This is a genomic window from Comamonas sp. GW821-FHT11H03 (assembly GCF_058807955.1).
In genome coordinates, this window is sequence record NZ_JBXARF010000001.1 from 435,333 (window position 1) to 459,814 (window position 24,482).

23 protein-coding genes are annotated in these 24,482 nt (G+C 62.1%); 4 read left to right on the forward strand and 19 right to left on the reverse strand.

What is annotated here, in order from left to right; genetic code table 11:
* Positions 1-5 precede the first annotated feature (5 nt).
* The 4 genes from AC1RTQ_RS02085 (at position 6) to ruvC (ending at position 3,321) form a co-directional block, all read left to right on the forward strand.
* Positions 6-866 (forward strand): energy transducer TonB, encoded by an 861-nt coding sequence (locus AC1RTQ_RS02085; protein WP_302089087.1) that lies wholly within the window; start codon positions 6-8, stop codon positions 864-866.
* A 172-nt stretch (positions 867-1,038) separates the two neighbouring features.
* Positions 1,039-1,905, forward strand: coding sequence for a shikimate dehydrogenase (gene aroE, locus AC1RTQ_RS02090; protein ID WP_492873980.1), 867 nt, complete (start codon positions 1,039-1,041; stop codon positions 1,903-1,905).
* Positions 1,906-1,918: 13 nt separating this feature from the next.
* On the forward strand, positions 1,919-2,647 hold the full coding sequence (mtgA, locus tag AC1RTQ_RS02095; protein WP_492873982.1) for a monofunctional biosynthetic peptidoglycan transglycosylase: 729 nt from the start codon (positions 1,919-1,921) through the stop codon (positions 2,645-2,647).
* A gap of 125 nt (positions 2,648-2,772) precedes the next feature.
* Positions 2,773-3,321 carry a crossover junction endodeoxyribonuclease RuvC gene (gene ruvC, locus AC1RTQ_RS02100; RefSeq protein ID WP_003081116.1) on the forward strand — a complete coding sequence of 183 codons (549 nt, stop codon included), beginning with the start codon at positions 2,773-2,775 and terminating at the stop codon, positions 3,319-3,321.
* Here ruvC and AC1RTQ_RS02105 read toward each other — a convergent pair.
* From AC1RTQ_RS02105 to ftsL, 19 genes are all read right to left on the reverse strand, one after another.
* A complete protein-coding gene (locus tag AC1RTQ_RS02105) occupies positions 3,315-4,166 on the reverse strand; it encodes an alpha/beta fold hydrolase (RefSeq protein WP_492873985.1) in 852 nt (283 codons plus the stop codon). The genes ruvC and AC1RTQ_RS02105 overlap by 7 nt on opposite strands.
* Before the next feature lie 6 nt (positions 4,167-4,172).
* The gene (locus AC1RTQ_RS02110) at positions 4,173-4,730 is read right to left on the reverse strand and encodes a hypothetical protein (protein ID WP_492873987.1); all 558 of its coding nucleotides are present in this window, start codon (positions 4,728-4,730) and stop codon (positions 4,173-4,175) included.
* A gap of 14 nt (positions 4,731-4,744) precedes the next feature.
* Complete coding sequence (locus AC1RTQ_RS02115) at positions 4,745-5,464, reverse strand: radical SAM protein (RefSeq protein ID WP_492873989.1); 720 nt, start codon at positions 5,462-5,464, stop codon at positions 4,745-4,747.
* Between the two features lie 745 nt (positions 5,465-6,209).
* A complete protein-coding gene (locus tag AC1RTQ_RS02120) occupies positions 6,210-6,650 on the reverse strand; it encodes an RcnB family protein (protein WP_492873990.1) in 441 nt (146 codons plus the stop codon).
* A 202-nt stretch (positions 6,651-6,852) separates the two neighbouring features.
* Positions 6,853-7,029, reverse strand: coding sequence for a hypothetical protein (locus AC1RTQ_RS02125; RefSeq protein ID WP_492873992.1), 177 nt, complete (start codon positions 7,027-7,029; stop codon positions 6,853-6,855).
* A gap of 11 nt (positions 7,030-7,040) precedes the next feature.
* Positions 7,041-7,964, reverse strand: coding sequence for a UDP-3-O-acyl-N-acetylglucosamine deacetylase (lpxC, locus tag AC1RTQ_RS02130; protein ID WP_492873993.1), 924 nt, complete (start codon positions 7,962-7,964; stop codon positions 7,041-7,043).
* Between the two features lie 261 nt (positions 7,965-8,225).
* Positions 8,226-9,419 (reverse strand): cell division protein FtsZ, encoded by a 1,194-nt coding sequence (gene ftsZ / locus AC1RTQ_RS02135; RefSeq protein WP_003051295.1) that lies wholly within the window; start codon positions 9,417-9,419, stop codon positions 8,226-8,228.
* A gap of 146 nt (positions 9,420-9,565) precedes the next feature.
* Positions 9,566-10,795, reverse strand: coding sequence for a cell division protein FtsA (gene ftsA / locus AC1RTQ_RS02140; RefSeq protein ID WP_003051293.1), 1,230 nt, complete (start codon positions 10,793-10,795; stop codon positions 9,566-9,568).
* 72 nt (positions 10,796-10,867) lie between these two features.
* The gene (locus AC1RTQ_RS02145) at positions 10,868-11,677 is read right to left on the reverse strand and encodes a cell division protein FtsQ/DivIB (RefSeq protein WP_492873996.1); all 810 of its coding nucleotides are present in this window, start codon (positions 11,675-11,677) and stop codon (positions 10,868-10,870) included.
* Complete coding sequence (locus tag AC1RTQ_RS02150) at positions 11,674-12,645, reverse strand: D-alanine--D-alanine ligase (RefSeq protein WP_492873998.1); 972 nt, start codon at positions 12,643-12,645, stop codon at positions 11,674-11,676. The genes AC1RTQ_RS02145 and AC1RTQ_RS02150 overlap by 4 nt, the downstream gene beginning before the upstream one ends.
* The gene (gene murC, locus AC1RTQ_RS02155) at positions 12,642-14,075 is read right to left on the reverse strand and encodes a UDP-N-acetylmuramate--L-alanine ligase (RefSeq protein ID WP_003081129.1); all 1,434 of its coding nucleotides are present in this window, start codon (positions 14,073-14,075) and stop codon (positions 12,642-12,644) included. The genes AC1RTQ_RS02150 and murC overlap by 4 nt, the downstream gene beginning before the upstream one ends.
* Positions 14,072-15,157 carry an undecaprenyldiphospho-muramoylpentapeptide beta-N-acetylglucosaminyltransferase gene (gene murG / locus AC1RTQ_RS02160; RefSeq protein WP_492874000.1) on the reverse strand — a complete coding sequence of 362 codons (1,086 nt, stop codon included), beginning with the start codon at positions 15,155-15,157 and terminating at the stop codon, positions 14,072-14,074. The genes murC and murG overlap by 4 nt, the downstream gene beginning before the upstream one ends.
* A complete protein-coding gene (gene ftsW / locus AC1RTQ_RS02165; protein ID WP_302089077.1) occupies positions 15,154-16,425 on the reverse strand; it encodes a putative lipid II flippase FtsW in 1,272 nt (423 codons plus the stop codon). Before ftsW ends, murG begins: the two co-directional genes overlap by 4 nt.
* Positions 16,422-18,326, reverse strand: coding sequence for a UDP-N-acetylmuramoyl-L-alanine--D-glutamate ligase (gene murD / locus AC1RTQ_RS02170; protein WP_492874002.1), 1,905 nt, complete (start codon positions 18,324-18,326; stop codon positions 16,422-16,424). Before murD ends, ftsW begins: the two co-directional genes overlap by 4 nt.
* A 5-nt stretch (positions 18,327-18,331) precedes the next feature.
* Entirely contained in the window at positions 18,332-19,510 is a 1,179-nt protein-coding gene (mraY, locus tag AC1RTQ_RS02175) for a phospho-N-acetylmuramoyl-pentapeptide-transferase (RefSeq protein WP_492874004.1), read from the reverse strand.
* The gene (locus AC1RTQ_RS02180) at positions 19,501-20,928 is read right to left on the reverse strand and encodes a UDP-N-acetylmuramoyl-tripeptide--D-alanyl-D-alanine ligase (RefSeq protein WP_492874005.1); all 1,428 of its coding nucleotides are present in this window, start codon (positions 20,926-20,928) and stop codon (positions 19,501-19,503) included. Before AC1RTQ_RS02180 ends, mraY begins: the two co-directional genes overlap by 10 nt.
* Positions 20,925-22,430: a UDP-N-acetylmuramoyl-L-alanyl-D-glutamate--2,6-diaminopimelate ligase gene (locus AC1RTQ_RS02185; RefSeq protein ID WP_492874007.1), complete on the reverse strand. Its 1,506-nt coding sequence runs from the start codon at positions 22,428-22,430 to the stop codon at positions 20,925-20,927. Before AC1RTQ_RS02185 ends, AC1RTQ_RS02180 begins: the two co-directional genes overlap by 4 nt.
* A complete protein-coding gene (locus tag AC1RTQ_RS02190; protein WP_492874008.1) occupies positions 22,427-24,175 on the reverse strand; it encodes a peptidoglycan D,D-transpeptidase FtsI family protein in 1,749 nt (582 codons plus the stop codon). The genes AC1RTQ_RS02185 and AC1RTQ_RS02190 overlap by 4 nt, the downstream gene beginning before the upstream one ends.
* The gene (gene ftsL, locus AC1RTQ_RS02195) at positions 24,172-24,453 is read right to left on the reverse strand and encodes a cell division protein FtsL (protein ID WP_003081142.1); all 282 of its coding nucleotides are present in this window, start codon (positions 24,451-24,453) and stop codon (positions 24,172-24,174) included. The genes AC1RTQ_RS02190 and ftsL overlap by 4 nt, the downstream gene beginning before the upstream one ends.
* Positions 24,454-24,482: the final 29 nt, after the last annotated feature.

A 24,482-nucleotide genomic window follows, 5' to 3' on the forward strand; every position in this document is an offset into this window, starting at 1 on the left:
CTGCCGTGAAACTGCCCACCTCTCTTCGACGACTGAGTACGCTGCAGCTGGCGCTGAGCGTGTCCATCGCCGTCCATGCCGTGTTGCTGACCATCCGTTTCGTGGACCCGGAACGCTTCGAGCGCGTTTTTCAGGACACGCCGCTGGAAGTGATTCTGGTCAACGCCCGCGCCAACGAGACGCCGGACAAGGCCCAGGCCATTGCCCAGACCTCGCTGGCCGGCGGCGGCGATGCCGACCAGGGCCGCGCCACCAGCCCCATGCCCTACTCGGCCCTGACGACGGTGGGCGATGACTTCGAGGAAAAACAGCGCCAGCTCGATGCCATGCAGGAGCAGCAGAACCAGTTGCTGACCCAGCTGCGCCAGCAGGTGGCCGCGCTGCCCCCCATAGACCCGCGCCTGAGCGCCGATAGCAAGGCCCTGGAAGCCCAGGAAGAAAAGCGCCTGCAGCTCATCAAGCTGCTGGCCGAGATTGAAAAGCGCATCAACGAAGAAAACGCCCGCCCCAAGAAGCGCTATATCAGCCCCGCCACCAAGGAGGCCGTGTATGCGGTCTACTACGATGCGCTGCGTCGCAAGGTCGAGGACAAGGGAACGGAAAATTTCCCCGAAAACAAGGGCAAGAAGCTGTATGGCGAGTTGGTCATGATGCTGACTGTGAATCATGACGGCCGCGTGCTCTCTACCGAGATCGTGCAGGGCTCGGGCAACCGCATGCTCGATACCCGTGCCGAGGCCATCGCCCGGGCCGCCGGCCCCTACGGCCACTTCGGCCCGGCCATGCGTACCAAGGCCGATCAGATTGCCGTCGTCTCGCGCTTCAGGTTCACGCGCGAGCAGACACTGGAAACCGACATAAGGTGACCCCCTGTGCCGCCTTCCCCCGCTCTCGCATCGCTTCGCTTGCGAGCGGGGAACGCAGCCAGCGCGGCGAGACGACCCTTGCGCGGCGGCCTTGGCTTAGGCTTGGCCGGTTTCGCAGGCCACTGTCCCAACGCGTACCCAACTCAGCTCAGCGATTTATTTCGGCCCTTTTATGACAAATACGCTTGATGCCTACTGCGTCATGGGCAACCCCGTTGCCCATAGCCGCTCCCCCTGGATTCATGCCCGCTTTGCCGAACTGACCGGCCAGCCCCTCAGCTACGACCGCGCCCTGGTACCACTGGATGGCTTTGCCCACTTTGTGCGCGACTTTGCCGCGCGTGGCGGCAAGGGCTGCAATGTGACCGTTCCTTTCAAGCTGCAGGCGGCCGAGCTGGCCACCAGCGCCAGCGAGCGCGTGCGCCTGGCGGGTGCCGCCAACACTCTGGTATTTAGCGCCAACGGCATTCATGCAGATAACACCGATGGCCTGGGCATCGTGGCCGACATCACCCGCAATGCCGGCGTGGCCATCACCGGGCGCGATGTGCTGCTGCTGGGTGCGGGTGGCGCTGCAGCCGGCTCACTGGGTTCGCTGATCGAGCAACAGCCCCACCGCATCGTCGTCACCAACCGCACACAGGCCAAGGCGGTGGCGCTGGTTGAGCAGCACGCGGCCATTGCCGCACTACATCAAGTAGAGCTGGTAGCACTTGAAAGGCAAGTGCTTGAGACAGATTTAGCCCAAAACTTCGACATCATCATCAACGCCACGGCCAGCAGCCTGGCTGGGGCCGATGTGCCCGCGCCCACCAGCGTGCTGCACGCACGCAGTCTGGCCTACGACATGATGTATGGCCCCGCCGCCCAGAATTTTCTGAACTGGGCCAGCAGCCATGGCGCACTGGCGCGTGATGGCCTGGGTATGCTGGTGGAGCAGGCCGCCGAGTCCTTTGCGCTCTGGCGCGGCGTACGTCCGCCGTCGGCACAGGTGCTGGCCGAGCTGCGTGCACTGCTGCTGACCGAAGCGGCCCACTGAGGCTGGGCAGATCATGAAAGCTCTGGGCCGACTGCTGCTGCTGATACTTTGCTCGGTCTTGCTGCTGCAATTGTTTTTTGTGGCACGCATCGCAGTCATGGCCTGGCTGGACCCGGAGTCCACCAGCTATCAGCGCTCCGAAGCCTGGCAGCTTGCGCACAGCAGCGAGGGCCTGCACTGGCGCCAGCAATGGGTGGACTACGACCAGATCTCCGGCAACCTCAAGCGCGCGGTGATTGCCTCCGAGGACGCCGGCTTCATGGAGCACCACGGCGTGGAATGGGATGCCGTTCAGAGAGCATGGCAGCGCAACGCACAAGCCGAGGCCAGGGCCATGCAGGCAGAAAAAGCCGGAAGCAACAGCAAGCCAGCCAAGGTCTATGGCGGCTCCACCATCACCCAGCAGCTGGCCAAGAACCTGCTGCTGTCGGGCGAACGCAATTTTCTGCGCAAGGGACAGGAGCTGGTGCTCGCGCAATTGCTGGAGCTGATGCTGAGCAAACAGCGCATTCTGGAGATCTACCTCAACAATGTGGAATGGGGCCAGGGCGTGTTCGGCGCCGAGGCCGCCGCCCGGCATTACTTCCGCAAGAGTGCCGCCCAGCTCAATGCGGCTGAGGCAGCACGACTTGCCGCCATGCTTCCGGCACCCAAGCGCTTCGAGAAAATGCCGCAATCGCGCTATCTGGCGCAGCGCAGCCGCACGATTGCGCGCTATATACCGATGGTGACGCCCCCCTGAGGCGCTTCGTCTGGGCTGCCCCGCGCCTTCCCCCAAGGGGAGTGGCAGCATCGCCGCAAGGCGGCTCTTGCTTGCTGCCTACCCGCATGGAGCAGGAAGGTTTTGTACGTGGATAATCGACAGCCATGCGAATTCTAGGAATCGACCCCGGCCTGCAGACCACGGGCTTTGGCGTCATCGATATGGAAGGCCAGCGCCTGTCCTATGTGGCCAGCGGCACCATACGCACCAACAAGATGGAGCTCGGCGACCTGCCGGGTCGCCTCAAGGTGCTGTTTGACGGCATCTCCGAGGTCGCTGCCCGCTACCAGCCTGAGGTAGCCTCCGTGGAAATCGTTTTCGTCAACGTCAACCCGCAGTCCACGCTGCTGCTGGGCCAGGCACGCGGCGCGGCGCTGACGGCGCTGGTCAACGCCAATCTCGCGGTTTCCGAATACACCGCCCTGCAGATGAAAAAAGCCGTGGTCGGTCATGGCCGTGCGGCCAAGAGCCAGATTCAGGAAATGGTCAAACGGCTGCTGCAACTGCCAGGCCTGCCTGGTACCGATGCCGCCGACGCGCTGGGACTGGCCATCACCCATGCCCATGCGGCTGCAGCCATGGGACTGATGGCCAAGTCCACCGATCTGCGCCGCAAGCAACATGCCATGTACCGGGGCGGACGGGTCTATTGAGCCAGTGCGGACCTGAGTCTGATCCACTGCGCGATCCAGGGAAACACATCGGATTGCGCATTGCCGGACATCAGCAACCGACTGTGGCTGTAGTCCTCCGCAAAGCCTGCGGCCTTGCTGCATAGCAGAAACTCCACATCAGGCCCTCCGAAGGCCCTGGCAAGGGCTTCGCAGCCCCGCCAGGGAGCGATCACACGGTCCGCAGATCCTGCCAGTGCCAGAACGGGAATCCGAACCTGGGCCAGGCTGCTCAGATAATCCATGCCGTCCTTCCCGACAAAGCTGCGGCGCAGGTTCCAATGGCACCACTGCCGCATCAGGCGAGCGCTTTCCCTCTCGGGGCCCACCATTGAGCTTGCGGTCAGCCATTGCCTACGGCCTATCCAGGCCCTGTACCCGTGGATGGCGATCCGCGCTGAAAAGATTGCAGCTGCATGGGTCGTCTGGGCGGCCAGCAACACGAGACCGGCCAGATGCGCCTGCGCACGCTCGGGCTGGCGCGCTGCCCAGATGGCTGCTGCAATGCCCCCACCACTATGCCCGATGAATACCATGGACCGACCTTGCTCCTGGCGGAGAATCTCTTGAAGAGCGCTGTCAACGTCCTGCTCGGCCACAGTTTCCAGGTCGTAATCGTAGCTGACTGACTGATTCAGCCCATGTCCTCGCCAATCGAAAAGCCAGACGCCAAAACCCTGCGCAGCGAGGAATCGACCCAGCCTCTGGCATGAGGAGGCGCTGGAAAACGTGCCGTGCGTCACGACCACCACCGCCCCCCGCGCGGGGCCGATGCGTGTCAGCACGATGGAATGCCCATCCCCGGTCGTTACATCGACTCTTCGCATATAAGGTCAACCCTCCGTGATCCGGATAACGCTCTTGCCTTCAGTGTGCATCGAAGAACGGCTCGCCCGCATTGCTTGCAAGCGAGCATGAGAGAACAGTGCCTGAATCATAGGGATCAAAAACTGCCCCACACCTACTATGTGGATGGCATCAGCGGATTTCTCTATCCATTGCCGGGCATCCAACTCCTCCCAGATTGGCTCGTAGTCTTCCATTACGTCAGAACCGAATGCTTGCGCATAAGTATGCACATCCAGCTTCATCGCCTGCAACTGCTGGAATATATAAACCAGACGAATATCCTCCAGCGTATGCTCAAACTTCTTTTCAACAGGGAGAGCTCCCATATCAATGCACCTGAAATATTCTTCCAGCGAGCGTTTGTTCATCTGAGTCCAGTTGGGCCCACCCTTATATGGCCATGTCATGCAGCCACTGATGGCCGCATAGCCTATTCCAACCATATTGGAGACACCCCCCGTCACACCATCTGAGTTTTTATTAATGAATTCTCGGAGCTGCTGTTCATAATAATAGCCACCCGCATTTTCATGTGAGAACACCTCATTTTCAACCTCTATTTTCTCCCAATCGTATCTTGCATCGTCTGTTCAGGCCAACCATAAATAAGATCGACGTTGACAGAAAGACAAGCTGCATTGAACTCTTCCAAGGCACTAATCACCTGCTCATGGGTCTGCTTTCGGCCACTGTAGCGAATTAGCTTGTCGCTCATCTGCTGCACACCCATACTGACTCTATTGAATCCGGCCTCTTTTATGGCTTGTACCTTGTCGCGATTGAAGAGTTGAGGTATACCTTCAAGCGTTTGCTCTATATTTTTAGACGGTTCACCGAAAATCCGTTTAATGATATTCTTCAAACGAATATAGTCCTCGCAGCGCAGCAAATTTGGAGTTCCCCCTCCTACATAAACAGATGAAATTCTGTCGTAACGAAGATGATGCTCCATCAGCCTGGCTTCTTTCTCCAAATAATCCAAGTACTTCAGCATTTCACCATTTCCGCCATAGTCTTGGGTTGGAAAAAGACAGAACCCACAATGACTAGGTTTCGTCGGAAGACAATAAGGTATTCCGATATAAAAATTAGTATTTATTGGTCTCTCATGATTTATTTCACAGCGAGCATTCCAAAGAGCACTTTCATTTCCATCTGACTCCGACCAATACATAGGACTCGGGTGGGCATGCAAAACCTTATTACTCTGAGGACGCCTCATTTCTTCTTCGATGAACTGACGGGCTTGCTCGCGCGAGATGCAATTTTTCTCCATGAATTCTCCTTTATCATCTTCAGCCTATCTGATGCCCACCGTAAGCACCTAGCGGGTATCAAAACACTAAAACATTCATAAAGAGAAAAAAATAAGAATTTTCTGAAAATGAAGTGGACGATCAGGTTTCCTCCACTTCACCGACCCCTTCAAACACTATGGCTTGCATGCAGGTTAAAAAATATGTCGAGTAGCTCAACTGAGAAAGTGCTCAGGACTACCACCGACATTGTCGGCAGACATCAGACCAGGCTGGCGATATCTGGTCGCCTAAACTGCAAGAAACCAAATGCGCCTACTGATCGCCTTGCTGACTACCTAGTGAAGCTCAGCGCCGAAGCCAGATGCAGCCCGCCGCCACGTGGCAAATGGTGACTACGCGGCATTTCCACGTTGGTAGGGCCAAAGCGATATCGTGTCTGCAGTTGTCCAACTTCCTATGTCGAGCCGCACCTACTGTCCTGCAAAGTCCAGGATGGCTAAACGCCTGCTGCAAGTGCCCGACGCCAATAAAACAAATGCACCAGGACTCGCCAACACTTACGCCATATGGTTGCTGCCAAGTCTTACTCCCTATTGAAATGCAAGCTGGCAGCGCTTGTTGCGGACTCATATCATCGCCAAGGTGTGCCAGGCCCGCACGGATTCCTGTCTGGCGCCCAAGAACTGAACCGAACTTGCTTACACGCATCCCCTAATGCAAAAAAGCCGCGGCATGCCACGGCTTTTCGAGAGGTGTCACGGTTTAGTAATTGCCCAGCACCATGGAGGCGATCACGCCTGTGGCAATGGCAACCAGCAGATAGTCGCCGCCGTTCTGAATCCAGTGATAGCCGCGTGGCGGTGCCGACAGATGATGGCCGCGCCAGTCATTCACCACATAGTGATGGCTGCGGTATTGCGGCGGCACGCGACTGCCCTTGTACCAGTTATGGTCGGGACCACCGCCACGGCGACCATTGTCGTGACGATCGGCACGTCGGTCGTCACGTCGGTCGTCACGCCTGTCATAGCGCTGCTCATGCCGGCCACGATCATCATGGCGACCGTCATGGCGCATGTCCTGCGCGCCATGTCCATTGCCGCGACCGGGCGGCGGGCCGGGCTGCGCCTGGACGGCCAGACTGCCCAGCCCCAGGCAGGCGGCAATGGAGACAGAAAGAATGCGGGTAGTCAAACGGGACATGGGTACTCCTTTGTCGAGTCGTTTCGGTCAACAAGGTGTGCGGCCAGTCATGGCGGCCGCAGCAGATCCATCTTTACCCAATTTCGGCACCGCAAGAAATGAGCAACTGCCGATTAACCACTTTTTGCGCGCCGTTTACAGAACAGAAACCCACGAAGCGCCGAGCCGGATTTGGCAAGCCGCTATCAATATTCATCAGCTCTCAGATGATGCGCCCGACAAACATCACGGCAAAAAAGGCCAGACCGGCGATCACCGTCCACTTGAACAGCAAGAAGCCCAGGCGCTTGTAGTGCACCTTGCCGGTTCCCATGTAGAAGGCAAAGCTCAGTGCCGAAGCCAGAATCAGCAAGGCGGCCAGCCAGCGAAAGATCAGCATGGAGGTCTCGCTCACCAGGCCTGGGCGGGCATGGCAAAGCCCTGGGGAGCCTGGCGCTCGCTCTCAAAGGTCACCATCTCCCAGGTCTCCGGCTGAGCGATCATGGCGCGCAGCAGCTTGTTGTTGAGGCCGTGACCCGAGCGAAAGGCGCTGTAGGCACCGAGAATGGGCTTGCCGATCAGATACAGGTCACCAATCGCATCAAGGATCTTGTGCTTGGCAAACTCGTCGTCATAGCGCAGGCCGTCGCTGTTCAGGACCTTGTAGTCGTCCATGACGATGGCGTTGTCCAGCCCGCCGCCCAGTGCCAAGCCGTTGTTGCGCAGCATTTCCACATCCTTGGTGAAGCCGAAGGTGCGCGCGCGGGCGATATCGCGTGTGTAGTTGTCCAGACCCATGTCGAACTCCACGCACTGTCCCGTGGAGTCCACTGCGGGGTGAGCGAAGTCGATCTCGAAGCGCAGCTTGAAGCCATGGTAGGGATCGAAGCGCGCCCACTTGAGGTTCTGGCCTTCACCTTCACGCACCTCGATCGGGCTCTTGATGCGGATGAAACGCTTGGGCGCCTTCTGCAACTCGATTCCGGCGCTTTGCAGCAGAAACACGAACGAGGACGAGGAACCATCGAGAATCGGCACTTCTTCGGCAGTGATGTCCACATAGAGGTTGTCGATTCCCAGACCGGCGATGGCCGACATCAGGTGCTCTACCGTATGTACCTTGGCACCGCCGCTGCCGATGGTCGAGGCCATGCGCGTATCGGTCACTGCCTCGGCGGAAATGGGGATATCCACAGGCTCGGGCAAGTCCACGCGACGAAACACGATGCCGGTATCAGGCTGGGCAGGGCGCAGCGTCAACTCGACACGCTGGCCGCTGTGCAGGCCCACGCCTACGGCACGGGAAATGGTCTTGATGGTACGTTGCTGAAGCATGCCGGTATTTTAAATGGGACAACCCCGAGCCGGCTTACGCCGACCCAGGGTTGTCTTAATCGCTGCGATACAGCGAACTGATGAAGGCCTCAGCACTTAACGCGCCAGAAGCCTTTGCGGCTGACCTCTCAAATACTGGCGAGCACCAACTCAGAGATGCCGAGCAAGGGCCGCCCCCGCAGCGATGGCGTCGTCCCCCTCCCGCGAAGCGAGAGAGGGGGAAGGCGCGGGGCCGCCGAGGCAAAGCGCCTCAGGGGGAGCTTAGTCAGCCTGCTTGCGCAGGAAGGCCGGGATCTCCACATCGTCCATGCCGCCAGAGGCCAGAGCGCTCACGCGCTCCGAAGCCTGGGTGCGGTTGGTGCGCCAGACGCTGGGCACATTGGTGTTGGCCGTGCCGTATTCCATGCCGCCCAGGGGAGGCAGGCCCACGGCCACGTTGTCGGTACCGGTACGCAGACCGCCCTGCACCACCTGGATGTTCTGGCGACGCACATTGGGACGCGACAGGCCGGTGGCCACCACGGTCACGCGGATCTCGTCGCCCAGCGAGTCATCGTAGGCTGCGCCATAGATCACATGCGCATCGGGAGACGCGTAGGCGTTGATGGTGGACATGGCCAGACGCGACTCGGACAGCTTCAGGCTGCCCTTGGCGGCCGTCACCAGCACCAGCACGCCCTTGGCGCCGGACAGATCGATGCCTTCCAGCAGCGGGCAGGCCACGGCCTGCTCGGCGGCGATGCGGGCACGATCGGGACCGGCGGCCTTGGCCGTACCCATCATGGCCTTGCCGGGCTCGCCCATCACGGTGCGCACGTCTTCGAAGTCGACGTTCACATGGCCGTACTCGTTGATGATTTCGGCAATGCCGCCCACGGCGTTCTTCAGAACATCGTTGGCATGGGCAAAAGCCTCGTCCTGGGAGATATCGTCACCCAGCACATCGAGCAGCTTTTCGTTGAGCACAACGATCAGCGAGTCCACATTCGCTTCCAACTCGGCCAGGCCGGCGTCAGCGTTCTGCATGCGGCGGCCGCCTTCCCACTCGAAAGGCTTGGTCACCACACCCACCGTCAGAATGCCCATTTCCTTGGCCACTCGTGCGATCACAGGCGATGCACCGGTACCCGTACCACCACCCATGCCAGCCGTAATGAAGAGCATGTGCGCGCCTTCGATGGCAGCGCGAATATCTTCCACAGCAGCTTCCGCAGCATCGCGGCCCTTGTCGGGCTTGCTGCCGGCACCCAGGCCGCTGCCACCCAGATGGATGGTGCGGTGAGCGCGGCTGCGCAAAAGAGCTTGAGCATCGGTATTGGCCGTAATGAATTCGACGCCCTGAACGCTGCGTTCAATCATGTGGTCGACGGCGTTGCCGCCGCCGCCGCCGACGCCGATCACCTTGATCTGCGTGCCTTGGTTGAATTCTTCGGTTTCAATCATGTCGATAGGCATGGTGGTGCTCCTGTTCTCTAGTGGTGGTTTGTCGCTGCTGTGGAAAAGAAATTTCGAACTCTTGAAGTCTTCGCGGTCTTCGTCGTCGATACCGCGAAAAATCCATCTGTGGTGGTCCGGTGATGAACATGCGATAAATGCTCATATCAGAAGTTCCCCACGATGAAGTCCTTGAACCGGCCGAAAGCGGTCTTCATGGAACCGCTCTTCTGGGCCACCTTGTAGCCGCGCAAACGTGCCAGACGTGCTTCATCAAGCAGTCCCATCACGGTAGCTGCACGGGGCTGGGCGACCATATCGGCCAGCGCACCGGAATATTTGGGAAGACCGCGGCGCACGGGCTTGAGGAAGATGTCCTCGCCCAGCTCGATCATCCCGGGCATGACGGCGCTGCCGCCCGTGAGCACGATGCCCGAGGACAGCACTTCTTCGTAGCCCGACTCGCGGATGACCTGCTGCACCAGCGAGAAGATCTCCTCCACGCGGGGCTCGATCACGCCGGCCAGGGCCTGCTTGCTGATCATGCGCGGGCTGCGGTCGCCCAGACCAGGCACTTCGACCTGGGCATCGGGGTCGGCCAGCAGCTGCTTGGCGTAGCCGCTCTCGACCTTGATGTCCTCGGCATCCTTGGTGGGAGTGCGCAGGGCCATGGCGATGTCGCTGGTGATCAGGTCACCGGCGATCGGGATCACGGCCGTATGGCGAATCGCACCACCGGTGAAGATGGCCACATCGGTCGCGCCCGCGCCGATATCCACCACGGCCACGCCCAGCTCGCGCTCGTCGTCGGTCAGCACGGCCTGGGCCGATGCCAGCGGGTTGAGCAGCAGCTGCTCGACTTCCAGGCCGCAGCGGCGCACGCATTTGATGATGTTCTCGGCCGCGCTCTGGGCGCCGGTCACGATATGGATCTTGGCTTCAAGACGAATACCACTCATGCCGATGGGCTCGCGCACCTCGTGGCCGTCGATGACGAACTCCTGCGCCTCGACCAGCAGCAGACGCTGGTCGGACGAGATATTGATGGCCTTGGCGGTTTCCATCACGCGGGCCATATCGGTGGACGAGACTTCCTTGTCCTTGATGGCCACCATGCCGCTGGAATTGAGGCCGCGGATATGACTGCCCGTAATGCCGGTGCACACTCGCTGAATCTTGCAATCCGCCATCAGCTCGGCCTCTTTGAGCGCCTGCTGGATGCTTTGCACGGTCGCATCGATGTTCACGACCACGCCGCGCTTCAAGCCATTGCTGGGGGCTACGCCCAGACCTGCCAGCTTGAGCTCGCCATTGGACATGACCTCGGCCACCACCGCCATGACCTTGGCCGTGCCGATATCCAGCCCAACAATCACATCCTTGTATTCTCTTGCCATATCAGCTTCCGCCCCCGGTAGGTTCTGTCTTGTCTTTGTGTGCGCCTTGCATGTCTGCTCCCCTGCTCCCGCTTATCGTCTGGCCCTGGCAGCAACTGCCGGCGCGGAGGTTCCAGTGGTCACGCCCTTGAGTCGCAAGGCATAGCCGTCTTCGTAACGCAGGTCTGCAGACTCCAGTGCCGCAGCCGAGCGCTTGTATTGAGAGGTGACCTGAGGCAGCGTGCGCACAAAGCGCTGCACGCGCCGCAATATGTCTTCAGTCGTGCCGCCGCCCAGCTCCAGCAGCGCATCGTTGTCCAGCACCAGCGTCCAACTGCCACGCGCATCCAGAGTCAGGCTGTCCAGCGCCACATCGAGCGGCTTCAAGGCCGGCTCCAGCTCTCGATACATCTGCAGAACACGCGGGGCCGAGCCCTCGGGACCTTGCAGACGCGGCAGACCTTCGCGGTCCAGTTCGCCCAGATTGGCTTCAAACACTTCGCCGGCCTTGTTGACCAGACCGGCACCGGTCTCAGCCCCCCAGAAGGCCTCGGCCACATGCTCCTTGAGCGCAACGCGCAAGCCGTTCGGATATTCGCGGCGCACCTGCGCCTGCTGCACCCAGGGCACTTGCTCGAATGCGTGCTGAGCCGCCTTCAGGTCCACCGTGAAGAAGTTGCCTTTGAGCACTGGCGCCACATTGGCACGCAGCGTCACAGCGTTGTTATGCACCAACTCGCCTTCCACCACGATGCGGCCAATATTGAAGGCCGGAGTTCGCATCAACCACCAACCCACGGCCATCACGCACGCCGTCAAGCACCCCATGAACATCACCGTGGCAGTGATGTTCATGAGCTTGACGTCGAACGGGACGGCGGCTGTGGGCTGGTTGCGGTTCATGGCTGCTCCGCTTCTCCATCCAGCGTGCTCATGGCCAGAATGCCAAGGCACAGGTTTTCGTAGCTCACGCCGGAGGCGCGCGCAGCCATGGGGACGAGAGAATGCCCCGTCATGCCAGGAGAGGTGTTGATCTCCAGCAAGAAAGGCTTGCGGTCGCCGGCGCGAATCATGATGTCGGCACGCGCCCAGCCACGGCAGCCCAGGGTGCGGAAGGCTTTCTCCACAATGCGCTGGATCTCGGCTTCCTCGGCAGCCGGCAGGCCGCTAGGGCAGTGGTACTGCGTGGTATCTGTGAAGTACTTGTTCTGGTAGTCGTAGTTGCCTTCGGGCGCCACGATTCGGATCACCGGCAGCGCAGCGGCCTTGGCTCCCGTGCCCAGCACGGGGCAGGTGGTCTCGTCACCGGCAATGAACTGCTCGCACAGCACTTCTGCGTCGTACTGGGCTGCCAGCTCGTAGGCCTTGGCGCATTCGTCGGCATTCATCACCTTGGTCAGGCCAATGCTGGAGCCGTCGCGTGCGGGCTTGACGATCATGGGAGCGCCCAGGGCCTGCAATGCATCACGGGTGGCTTCGGCCGAATCGACCATGCGCCAGTCCGGCGTGGGCAGGCCTTCAAAGCGCCAGATGCGCTTGGTCATGATCTTGTCCATGGCGATGCTGGAAGCCATCACGCCCGAACCCGTATAGGGGATGTCCAGCAACTCCAGCGCGCCCTGCACCGTGCCGTCCTCGCCGTAGCGGCCATGCAGCGCTATGAAGCAGCGGTCAAAGCCTTGTACCTTGAGCTGGTCCAGCCCCTGTTCGGCAGGGTCGAACTTGTGGGCGTCGACACCCTTGGACAGCAATGCGGCCAGCACGCCAGCGCCGGACATCAGCGAGACCTCGCGCTCGGACGAGCGGCCCCCCATGAGCACGGCGACCTTGCCCAGTGCCTTCACGTCGATATTTGTACCAAACATGCTCATTGCGCGCTCCCTGCGGGCGCAGCCAGCTCTTGTTTCTGAAGCATTTCAACCAATTTCCCAGGCACGGCGCCAATTGACCCGGCACCCATGCACAGCAATACATCGCCCGCTTGCGCATTGGCAGCAATAGCTGCCGGCATATCGGCAATGTTTTCCACAAATACAGGCTCGACCTTGCCGGCCACACGCAAGGCGCGAGCCAGGGATCGACCGTCGGCAGCCACGATGGGGGCCTCGCCCGCTGCATAGACCTCGGCCAGCAGCACCGAGTCGGCGCTGCCGATGACCTTTACAAAGTCCTCGAAACAGTCGCGCGTGCGGCTGTAGCGGTGTGGCTGGAAGGCCAGCACCAGGCGCTGCCCCGGGAAGGCACCGCGCGCCGCAGCCAGCGTGGCAGCCATTTCCACGGGGTGATGACCGTAGTCGTCGATGACGGTGAAAGTGCCGCCATTGGCAGCCGGCAGCTCGCCATAACGCTGGAAGCGCCGTCCCACACCCTTGAAGCCTTCCAATGCGCGCAGCAGCGCCTCGTCGGAAATCTCCAGTTCCATGGCCACCGCCACGGCAGACAGTGCGTTGAGCACGTTGTGCTCGCCGGGCAGGCTCAGCACGACTTCCAGATCGGGGTAGCTCTGGCCGTTCTGGCGGCGCACGGTAAAGCGCATGCGACCGGCTTCGGCACGCACGTTCACGGCGCGCACCTGGGCATCTTCGGCAAAGCCGTAGGTCGTGACCGGACGCGCCAGCTTGGGCAGGATCTCGCGCACGGCAGGGCTGTCGACGCAGAGAATGGCACGCCCGTAAAACGGCATGCGATGCAGGAAGTCGACAAAGGCCTGCTTGAGACGGCCGAAGTCATGGCCGTAGGTTTCCATGTGATCGGCGTCGATATTGGTGACGACGGCCATCACAGGCAGCAGGTTCAGGAAGGAGGCATCGGACTCGTCAGCCTCGACCACGATGTAGTCGCCCTGACCCAGCTTGGCATTCGCGCCGGCGCTGTTGAGCTTGCCGCCGATCACGAAGGTGGGATCCAGACCGGCCTCGGCCAGCACACTGGTCACCAGGCTGGTGGTGGTGGTCTTGCCATGCGCGCCGGCAATGGCGATGCCCTGCTTGAAACGCATCAGCTCGGCCAGCATCAGTGCACGAGGAACCACAGGAATCTTTTTCTCGCGCGCAGCCAGGACCTCGGGGTTGTCGCCCTGCACGGCCGTGGATGTCACCACGGCATCGCTGCCAACAACGTTCTCGGCCGCGTGACCGACAAAGGTCTTGATGCCCAGGCCCGCCAGGCGGCGCAGCGTGGCGCTGTCAGCCAGGTCGGAGCCTGAAATGGCGTAACCCAGGTTATGCAGAACCTCTGCAATACCGCTCATGCCGGCGCCGCCAATACCGACAAAGTGAATGTGATGAATGGCGTGTTTCATGCTGCCAACTCCTCACAAGCGGCGACCACCTTCGCGGTGGCATCAGTCTTTTGCATTTTCTTCGCGAGTTCAGCGCGCTCCAACAGCGTCGCACGCTGCATATTTTGTAGCATTTCCGCCAACCCTTGGGCGCTCAAAGTACTTTGAGGCTGTAACCAGCCGCCACCGGCGTCCACCAGGAATCGGGCATTGCTGCTTTGGTGGTCGTCCACCGCCGCCGGGAAGGGCACATAGACCGCTGCCGCCCCAACGGCGGCAATCTCGGTCACGGTGCTGGCACCGGCACGGCAGACGATGAGGTCGGCATCGGCAAAGGCCTTGGCCGTGTCGTCGATGAAGGGGGTCAGCTCGGCCTGCACGCCGGCGGCCTGATAGTTGGCACGCAGCGCATCGATCTGGGCCGTGCCGCTTTGGTGCAGCACCAAGGGGCGCTGATCGGCGGGTATCAGGGCCAGAGCCTGGGGCACGATCTCATTGAGCGCCCTGGCTCCCAGGCTACCGCCCACCACCAGCAGCCTGAGCGGGCCGCTGCGCCCGGCAAAGCGCTGGGCGGGCTCGGCCTGCTCCAGAAACGCCTGACGCAGCGGATTGCCCACCCATTCACCCTGGGCAAACACCTTGGGGAAAGCCGTGAACACGCGCTTGGCCACCTTGGCCACGACCTTGTTGGCCATGCCGGCCACGGAGTTCTGCTCGTGCAGCACCACGGGCACGCCCGAAGCTGCGGCCATCAGGCCACCTGGCACGGTGAGGTAACCGCCCAGGCCGATGACCACATCGGGCTGCACGCGCTTGATCACGGCACGCGCCTGCGAGAAGGCCTTCGCCAGCCTGAACGGCAGTTGCACCAGGGTCTTGAGCCCCTTGCCGCGCACGCCGCCAAATTCGATCAGCTCCAGCGCAAAGCCCTGGGGCGGCACGATGCGCGACTCCATGGAGCCGGGCGCGCCCAGCCAGTGCACATTCCAGCCGCGCGAGCGCAGCTCCTGCGCCACGGCCAGACCGGGGAAGATATGACCGCCGGTACCACCGGCCATCACCAGTGCCGTGCGTGGCTTGTTTGGCTTGATGAGAAGGCTCATGCGTGGCCCCCCTTCATCAGCAGCTTGTTTTCGTAATCGACTCTGAGCACCACAGCTATCGCAATCAAATTCATCAAAATGGCCGAACCGCCAAAGCTCATTAACGGCAGAGTCAGGCCTTTGGTTGGCAAGGCGCCCAGATTCACACCCATGTTGATAAAGGCCTGGAAGCCCATCCAGATCGCCACGCCCTCGGCCACCAGCCCGGCAAAGACACGGTCCAGCGCGATGGCCTGACGGCCGATCAGCATGATGCGGCGGGTCAACCAGAAGAAGACGGCAGCAATCAGCAGCAGACCGACCAGACCAAATTCTTCGCCGATCACGGCCAGCAGAAAGTCGGTATGCGCCTCAGGCAGCCAGTGCAGCTTTTCCACGCTGCGGCCCAGGCCCACGCCGAAGATCTCGCCCCGCCCGATGGCAATCAGCGCATGCGAGAGCTGGTAGCCCTTGCCCAGCGCATGCTTCTCATCCCAGGGATCGAGGTAGGCAAAAATACGTTCGCGGCGCCACTCCGAGGTGGCGATGATCATGCCGAAGGCCGCCACCACCAGCAATGCGATGATGAAGAACATGCGCGCGTTCACGCCGCCCAGGAACAAAATGCCCATGGAGATCACGACGATCACCATGAAGGCCCCCATGTCGGGCTCGGCCAGCAGCAGCACGCCCACCACGACCACGGCCAGGCCCATGGGCAGCACGGCGCGGAAGAAGCGCTCCTTGACCTCCATCTTGCGCACCATGTAGTCGGCCGCATAGATCAGGATGGAGAACTTGGCCAGCTCGGAAGGCTGGAAGTTCATGATGCCCAGCGACAGCCAGCGACGCGCGCCGTTGACCACCGTGCCCACATGCGGGATCAGCACCGCCATCAGCAACACGATGGAGATCAGAAACAGCTTGCGCGCCACCTTCTCCCAGACATTCATGGGCACCTGGAAGGCCAGCAGCGCGGCCACAAAGGCCATGCCTATCGACATGGTGTGGCGCAGCAAAAAGTGATAGGGCTCGATCTTGCCGAAGCGCGGGTTGTCGGGCATCGCAATCGATGCCGAATACACCATGACCAGACTCCAGGACAGCAAGGCGATGACGACCCAGATCAATGCCTGATCCAGCCCCAGCACGCTTGCCGGAGTACGGGTGGGACGGTCGTACAGCGGCCCGCCTACGCGCACAGGCAGCACATCGATGGGCCTTTCCTCTGCGCTGCGGAACCACGAGCGCATGCGGCCGGAGAGGCTGGTCAGGAAGGCGGCTGTCATGCGCCGTCCTCCAGTTGCTGGCCGGCGTCAAGCGCCAGCTCGCGCACCGCTTCCACAAACTGGTGGGCACGGTCCGCATAGTCCTTGAACATGTCCATGCTCGCGCAAGCGGGCGAGAGCAGCACCGCATCATTGGCATGGGCCAGGCGCGCGGCCTGCTGCACGGCGTCCTGCATGGTGGCGGCATCGACCAGGCTCACGCCGGTGTCGCCCAGTGCCTCGCGAATTTGCGGCGCATCCTGGCCGATCAGCACAGCCGCGCGCACATAGCGCGAGACGGGTGCGGCCAGCGGCGTGAAGTCCTGGCCCTTGCCCAGACCGCCCAGGATCACCACGATGCGGTGGTCCGGCCCCAGGCCCATGAGGGCGGCCACGGTGGCGCCCACATTCGTGCCCTTGCTGTCGTCAAAGTATTCGACATCGCCCACCCGGCCCACGGGCTGCACGCGGTGCGGCTCGCCCCGGTATTCGCGCAGGCCGTATAGAAGCGGTGCCAGCGTGCATCCCGCACCGGTCGCCAGCGCCAGGGCCGACAGCGCATTGATGGCGTTGTGGCGGCCGCGGATGCGCAGCGCATCGGCGGGCATCAGGCGCACGATGTGCAGATCGTCGACGTGCTTGCCCTTGCTGGTTTCGTCAGCCTCATGGGCGCGCACCAGCCAGGTCATGCCGTTGACCACCTCCAGACCAAAGTCTCCGGGGCGGCGCGGCATGTCGCCGCCAAAGGTGACATGGGCCCGCTGGAAAGTCTTGCCACGCTTGCCCGGCACCGCCACGGGCGCGGGCAGCATGGCCATGACGACGGGGTCTTCGCGGTTGAGCACCATCAGAGCCTGCTCGCCAAAGACATGGGCCTTGGCATCGGCATAGGCCTGCATGCCGCCATGCCAGTCCAGATGGTCCTGGGTGATATTGAGCACCGTGGCTGCCGTGGGCTCGAAACCGTGGCAGTCGTCGAGCTGAAAGCTGGACAGCTCCAGCACCCAGGCCTGGGGCAGGGTCTCGGCATCGATGCGACCGGACAGGGTGTCGAGCAGCGTGGGACCGATATTGCCGGCCACGCCCACGCTCAGTCCGCCATGCTCCAGCAGCTGACCGGTCAGCGAGGTGACCGTGGTCTTGCCATTGGTGCCGGTGATGCCCAGCACCTTGGGCGCATAGCCATGGGCTTCGCGCAGGCCCTTGAGCGCAAAGGCAAACAGGTCCAGCTCGCCCCCCGTGGGCAGGCCGATGCTGCGCGCGGCATTGAAGACCGGCGCCACGCTGGCCGGGCTCAGGCCCGGCGAGCGATAGACAGAGCTCAGGCTCTGGCCGTCGACCAGAGCCGCCGTGAACTCGCCTGCGACAAAGCGCACGCCGGGCAGCTCGGTCTGCAGCGCGGACAGATAGGGAGGGGCTTCACGCGTGTCGGCCACCGTAACCTCGGCACCGGCACGCACGCACCAGCGGGCCATCGCAATGCCAGAGATGCCCAAACCCAGAATCAGCACACGCTGACCCTGCAGATGCTGGGCCGCGCCTTGCGGCCAATGCACGGGGACAGGCGGCAGCTCCACCACCTCCTGCGGCTCGGCTTCGGGCTGCGACTCGACTTCGGTCACTTCGGCATCGGCCGCATCGGAGATGCTGGGGTCGGCAAAGATCTGTGCCACAAAGGCGGCTGCGTCCCTGGCCGCCGTCAAGGTGGAGATATCGGGCACCGGCTCGACATCCAACGTCTTGGCGATGATGACAGGCGCTGCAATTTCAGTAGCTGCTTGCGCTTGCTCCTGAATCATTTCAGATACATTTTCATCTGAAATGCTTGGTAGATGAGCGGAAGGCGCTTGCATATGCATAGCACCCGATTCCGCATCCGGCTGCAGAACCTGATCGTCGAGCTTGAGATCTTCGTCTTGCATGGCGATTACCTCAGCTTCAGGGTGGACAGGCCCAGCAGGCACAGCAGCATGGTGATGATCCAGAAGCGGATCACGACCTGGGTCTCCTTCCAGCCGCTCTTCTCAAAGTGGTGATGCAGCGGCGCCATCTTCAGCAGGCGGCGGCCCTCTCCATAGCGCTTCTTGGTGTACTTGAAGTAAGTCACCTGCAGCATCACCGAGATGGCTTCCGCCACAAAGATTCCGCCCATCACGGCCAGCACGATTTCCTGGCGCACGATCACGGCAATCGTGCCCAGAGCGGCGCCCAGCGCCAGCGCGCCCACATCGCCCATGAAGACCTGGGCGGGGTGCGCGTTGAACCAGAGAAAGGCCAGACCTGCGCCCGCCATGGCGCCGCAGAACACCATCAGCTCGCCCGTGCCGGGGATGCTGGGAAACAGCAGATAGCGCGCATAGGTGGCGTTGCCGGTCACATAGGCGAAGATGCCCAGCGCCGTGCCCACCATGATGACGGGCATGATGGCCAGGCCGTCGAGACCGTCGGTCAGGTTCACGGCATTGCTGGCACCCACGATGACCAGATAGGTCATGACGATGAAGCCCAGCACGCCCAGCGGGTAGCTGACTTCCTTGAAGAAGGGCACCATCAGGCCGGCCTTGGGCGGCAGGTCCATGGAAAAGCCCGACTGCACCCAGGAGACGAACAGCCCGAAGACCTCGGCATTGCTGTTCTCGGAGATGCAGAACACCAGATACAGGGCGGCCAGCAGACCGATGACGGACTGCCAGAAATACTTCTCGCCCGAGCGCATGCCCTCGGGGTCCTTGTTGACGACCTTGCGCCAGTCGTCCACCCAGCCAATCGCACCGAAGCCCAGCGTGACCAGCAGCACGATCCAGACAAAGCGGTTGGACAGGTCAAACCACAGCAAGGTGGACACGGAAATCGAGAACAAAATCAGCACCCCACCCATGGTCGGCGTGCCGCTCTTGACCAGATGGGTCTCCATGGCATAGCCACGCACGGGCTGGCCGATCTTGAGCGCGGTCAGCATGCGGATGGCCTTGGGGCCGATCCACAGACCGATCAGCAAGGCGGTGACGGCGGCCAGCACGGCGCGCAGCGTCAGGTACTGGAAGACGCGCAGGAAGCCGAACTCCGGCGAGATACCCTGCAGCCATTGAGCCAGCATCAGCAGCATGCGGCCTCCTCGCAGTTGCCCTGCTTCTTGTCTGCGCAGGCCTCAATGCTCTGCACCACTTGCTCCATCTTCATGAACCGCGAACCCTTGACCAAAACACTACCTACTTTGGGTAAAACTGCGCACACCGCCTGCTGAAGGGCGGCCATGCTATCAAAATACTGAGCACCACTGCCGAAGGCAGAGGCAGCAAACGCGCTCTGGTCACCCAGAGCAAAGAAATGGGCAATACCTGCCTGCTGCGCCAGCGCGCCGGCCTCGGCATGGAACTGCGGGCCGTGATCGCCCACCTCCCCCATGTCGCCCAGCACCAGCAACTGCGGTGCGGGCAGCTCGGCCAGCACGGCAATGGCAGCAGCCACGGAATCGGGATTGGCGTTATAGGTGTCGTCGACCACCGTCACGCCTCGACCCTTGATCTGCACGGCCAGCGCGCGCGAGCGGCCGGTCACGGGCTCGAAGCCGGACAGCCCCTTCGCAATGGCCGCCAGAGAGACACCGGCGGCATGGGCACAGGCAGCCGCAGCCAGTGCGTTGCGCACATTGTGGCGGCCCGCAATATGCAGCTGCACGGCAGCCACGCCTTGCGGCGTGTTCAGTGCAAAGCTCCAGGCTCCGTTGGCCCAGACCACATCGCCGGCAAAAACCTGAGCTCCATCAGCGGCCTCGCCAAACATCAGGCAGGGTCGACCGGCGGCCAACTCCGTCCACAGCGGCGTGTATTCATCTCCAGCGGGGAAGATGGCCACGCCGTCCTTGGGCAAAAAGTCCAGCACCGAGCCGTTTTCACGCGCCACGGCTTCCACCGTGCCCATGAATTCCTGGTGTTCGCGCTGGGCGTTGTTGACCAGCGCCACCGTGGGCTGGCCGATGGCAGCCAGCTCGGCAATCTCGCCGGGGTGGTTCATGCCCATCTCCAGCACCGCAATGCGATGCGAGCCCGTCATGCGCAGCAGGTTCAGCGGCATGCCGATGGAGTTGTTGAAATTGCCGCGCGTGGCCAGCGCCGCCTCGCCCTGCCCGCCCACGTGCGCGCGCAGGATGGACGCAACCATCTGCGTGACCGTGGTCTTGCCATTGCTGCCGGTCACGGCAATCAAGGGCAGATCGAACTGCGCACGCCAGGCCCGCGCCAGCGCACCCAGCGCCAGCAGCGTATCCGGCACTTCGATGCCGGCCATGCCTGCCGCTTCCAGCCCGTGGCTGGCAATGGCCGCTACGGCACCGGCGGCCTGCGCCTGAGGCAGAAACTCATGGGCGTCAAAACGCTCGCCCTTCAGGGCCACGAACAAGTCCCCGTTCTGCAGCGTGCGCGTATCGGTGTGCACGCGTGCCAGCTCCAGCTGGCCGTTGCCGACCAGGCGGGCTTGGGGGATATGCGTCTGGATCAGCTCCAGCGCTTTTGCCAGGGTCATCATGACCGAATCTTTCCTTCGCGGGCTGCGAGCGCCTTGTGCGCCTCAGCCATGTCGGAGAACGGATGGCGCACGCCCTTCGTCTCCTGATAGTCCTCATGTCCCTTGCCGGCAATCAGCACCACGTCGCGCGCATCGGCACGGGCAATGGCTTGGGCAATGGCCGCCGCGCGGTCGGCCTGAACATGCAATGTCTCGCCCGCCTGCATGCCGGCCAGAATCTGGTCGATGATGCTTTCGGGCACTTCACTGCGCGGGTTGTCGCTGGTGACGAAAACGCCGTCGGCATTCGCCTGTGCGGCCTGTCCCATCAACGGGCGCTTGCTGTTGTCCCTGTCACCGCCGCAGCCAAACACGCACCACAGCTTGCCCTGGCGCTGGCGCGCTGCAGGCTGCAAGGCGCGCAGGGCTTTTTCCAGCGCATCGGGGGTATGGGCATAGTCCACTGCCACCAGAGGCTGGCCGGGCTTGACGATCTGCTGCATGCGACCGGGCACGGGCTCCAGATGGGCACAGGCAGCCACAGCCTCTTCCAGCGTCAGGCCCAGACAGCGCAAGGCCGCCAGCACCCCCAGCAGATTGGATACGTTGTACTGGCCGACCAGACGCGTGTTCATGCGCAGGCTGTGACCGGCTTCCAGCACGGTAAAGCTCAGGCCTTCGTCGCCCAGTCCGATGTCCTTGGCCTGCAGGCGCGCCGATCCTTGAATGGAAACACTCCAGACATCCATCGCGCGGCCCTGCAGCCTGGCCCAGAGCCTGGCGCCGTGTGCGTCATCGATATTGACCACCGCCGCCGGCAAGCCGGGCCAGTCGAACAGCTGGGCCTTGGCCTGCCAATAGGCATCCATGCTGCCGTGGTAGTCCAGGTGATCCTGCGTGAAATTGGTGAACAGAGCCACGCGAATCTTGCTGCCGTCCAGGCGGTGCTCGACGATGCCGATGGACGATGCCTCAATGGCGCAGGCCGCGAGGCCCTGGTCGGCGTAGCTGCGGAACACGCGCTGCAGCAGCACCGGGTCCGGGGTGGTCATGCCCGTCGACTCCAGCGCAGGCGGCACGCCCACGCCCAGGGTGCCCACCAGCGCACAGCCGGTGCGCGCGTTCAGCGTCACTTTCGAGAGCGCATGGGCCAGCCACCAGGCTGTGGTGGTCTTGCCATTGGTGCCGGTCACGGCCAGTACGTCGAGCTCGCCACTGGGATGTGCAAACCATTGATCGGCAATCAGCCCCGTCGCGGCCTTCAGACCCTTGAGAGCGGCAATACGGTCACCGCTCAGATCGAAGGCCTGCAGGCCTTCGGCCTCCACCAGCACGGCAGCGGCGCCCTGCTCCACAGCCTTGCCCACATAGGCCCGGCCGTCAGTGGCGGCTCCAGGCCAGGCGACAAAGGCATCGCCTGCCTTGACCTTGCGACTATCGGTCTGCAGATCACCCTGCACGCGGCTGCGCAGCCAGGCAACGGCCTCGGCTGCATTGTTCAGAATTTGAATGGGGGTGCTCATAGCACAGGCTCCTCAGCGGGTGCAGCCACGATCTGAGGCTTGACTTCCTTGTCGGGCTGAACGCCCATGAAACGCAATGTCTGCTGGACCACGTCCGCAAACACCGGGCCGGCCACCGTGCCGCCGTAGTAGGACCCTGCCGTAGGCTCGTCCACCATCACGGCCACGATGATGCGCGGCTTGTCGATGGGAGCAATGCCCGTGAACCAGGCTCGGTACTTGCCTGCGGCATAGCTCTTGCCCACCTGCTTGCGGGCAGTGCCCGACTTGCCGCCAATGGTGTAGCCCTCGGCCTGGGCCTTCTGGCCGGTACCGCCTGGGCCGGCAGCCAGGCGCAGCATGTGCAGCACCGCCTCGGCGTTTTCCTTGGAGATCACACGCACACCCACGGGAGGCTCGTTCGTTTTCAGAATCGTCGAGGGAATGACATTGCCGTCGTTGGAAAACACGGTGTAGGAACGCGCCATCTGGAACAGCGAGGCCGACAGGCCATAGCCATAGGACATGGTGGCCTGCTCGATGGGCTTCCAGGTCTTCCAGGCACGCAGACGACCCGAGACCGCGCCCGGAAACTGGATCTGCGGCTTCTGTCCGAAGCCCAGCGCACTGAAGTACTCCCACATCTCCTGGGGCGACAGCCTTTGCGCCACCTTGGTCGCGCCCACGTTGCTGGACTTCTGGATCACGCCCTCCACCGTCAGCGCGCCGTAGTTGTGCGTGTCGGTGATGGTGGAGCCCGTCACCGTGTAGCGCCCGGGTGAGGTATCGATGATGGTGGACGGCTTGACACGCTTGAGCTCCAGTGCCGTGGCAATGGTGATGGGCTTCATGGTCGAGCCAGGCTCGAAGGTGTCGGTCAGCGCGCGATTGCGCAGCTGCTCGCCCGTCAGGTTCTTGCGGTGGCCGGGGTCATAGCTGGGATAGTTCGCCAGGGCCAGCAGCTCGCCGGTGTGTGCATCCATCACCACCACGCTGCCGGCCTTGGCCTTTTGCGACTCCACCTGTTGCTTGAGCTTCTGGTAGGCGTAGTACTGAACCTTGCTGTCGATAGACAGCTGAATGTCCCGACCATCCTGAGGCGGCACTTCATCGCCCACGCCCTCCACCACGCGGCCCAGACGATCCTTGATCACACGGCGCGAGCCAGCCTTGCCGGCCAGCTCCTTGTCGAACGCCAACTCCATGCCTTCCTGGCCATGGTCTTCCACATTGGTGAAACCCACGATGTGCGCCGCAGACTCCCCTTCGGGATACTGGCGCTTGTATTCCTTGCGGTTGTAGATGCCCTTGATATTGAGCGCCACGATCTTCTGGCCCACATCCCAGTCCAGCTGACGCTTGACCCAGACAAAGGTCTTGTCCTCGACATCCAGCTTCTCCATCAGGGAGCGCAGCGGCATGTCCATGAGGCGCGCCACCTCCTTGAGCTTTTGCTGGACTTCAGGATCCTTCAGATCCACGTCCTCGGGAATGGCCCAGATACTGGCCGCCGGCACGCTGGACGCAAGAATCAGTCCATTGCGATCCAGCAAACGGCCACGATTGGCCGGCAGCTCCAGGGTACGCGCAAAGCGCACCAGACCCTGGCGCTTGAAGAAGTCGTTGCCGAAGACCTGCACATAGGCTGCACGCGCGCCCAGGCCCACAAAGCCCAGCGCCAGCGCAGCCACGATGAACTTGCTGCGCCACAGCGGTGTTTTCGAAGCCAGCAAAGGGCTGGTGGTATAGAGCACGCTGCGTGTCATTGCGCAGTTCCTGCAGCCGTTTCATGCACGTACTGCGTAATCGCCTGAGAAGCCTGCTTCATCTGCAGCTTTTCTCGCGCCACTGTCTCGATGCGCTGAGGCGTGGCCTGGGCACGCTTTTCCACCTGCAGGCGCAGTTGATCCGTCGCCAGCCGACGCGCCTCTGCCTCGGCGCGGTCCAGTTCGGTGAACAGGCGACGCGACTCATACTGGGTATGCACCAGAAAGATGGCACTGGTCATGACCGCCAGCAGCAGCAGCAGGTTTATGCGCAGCATGGCAGCCCTCCCGCAACCATGCTTGCAGC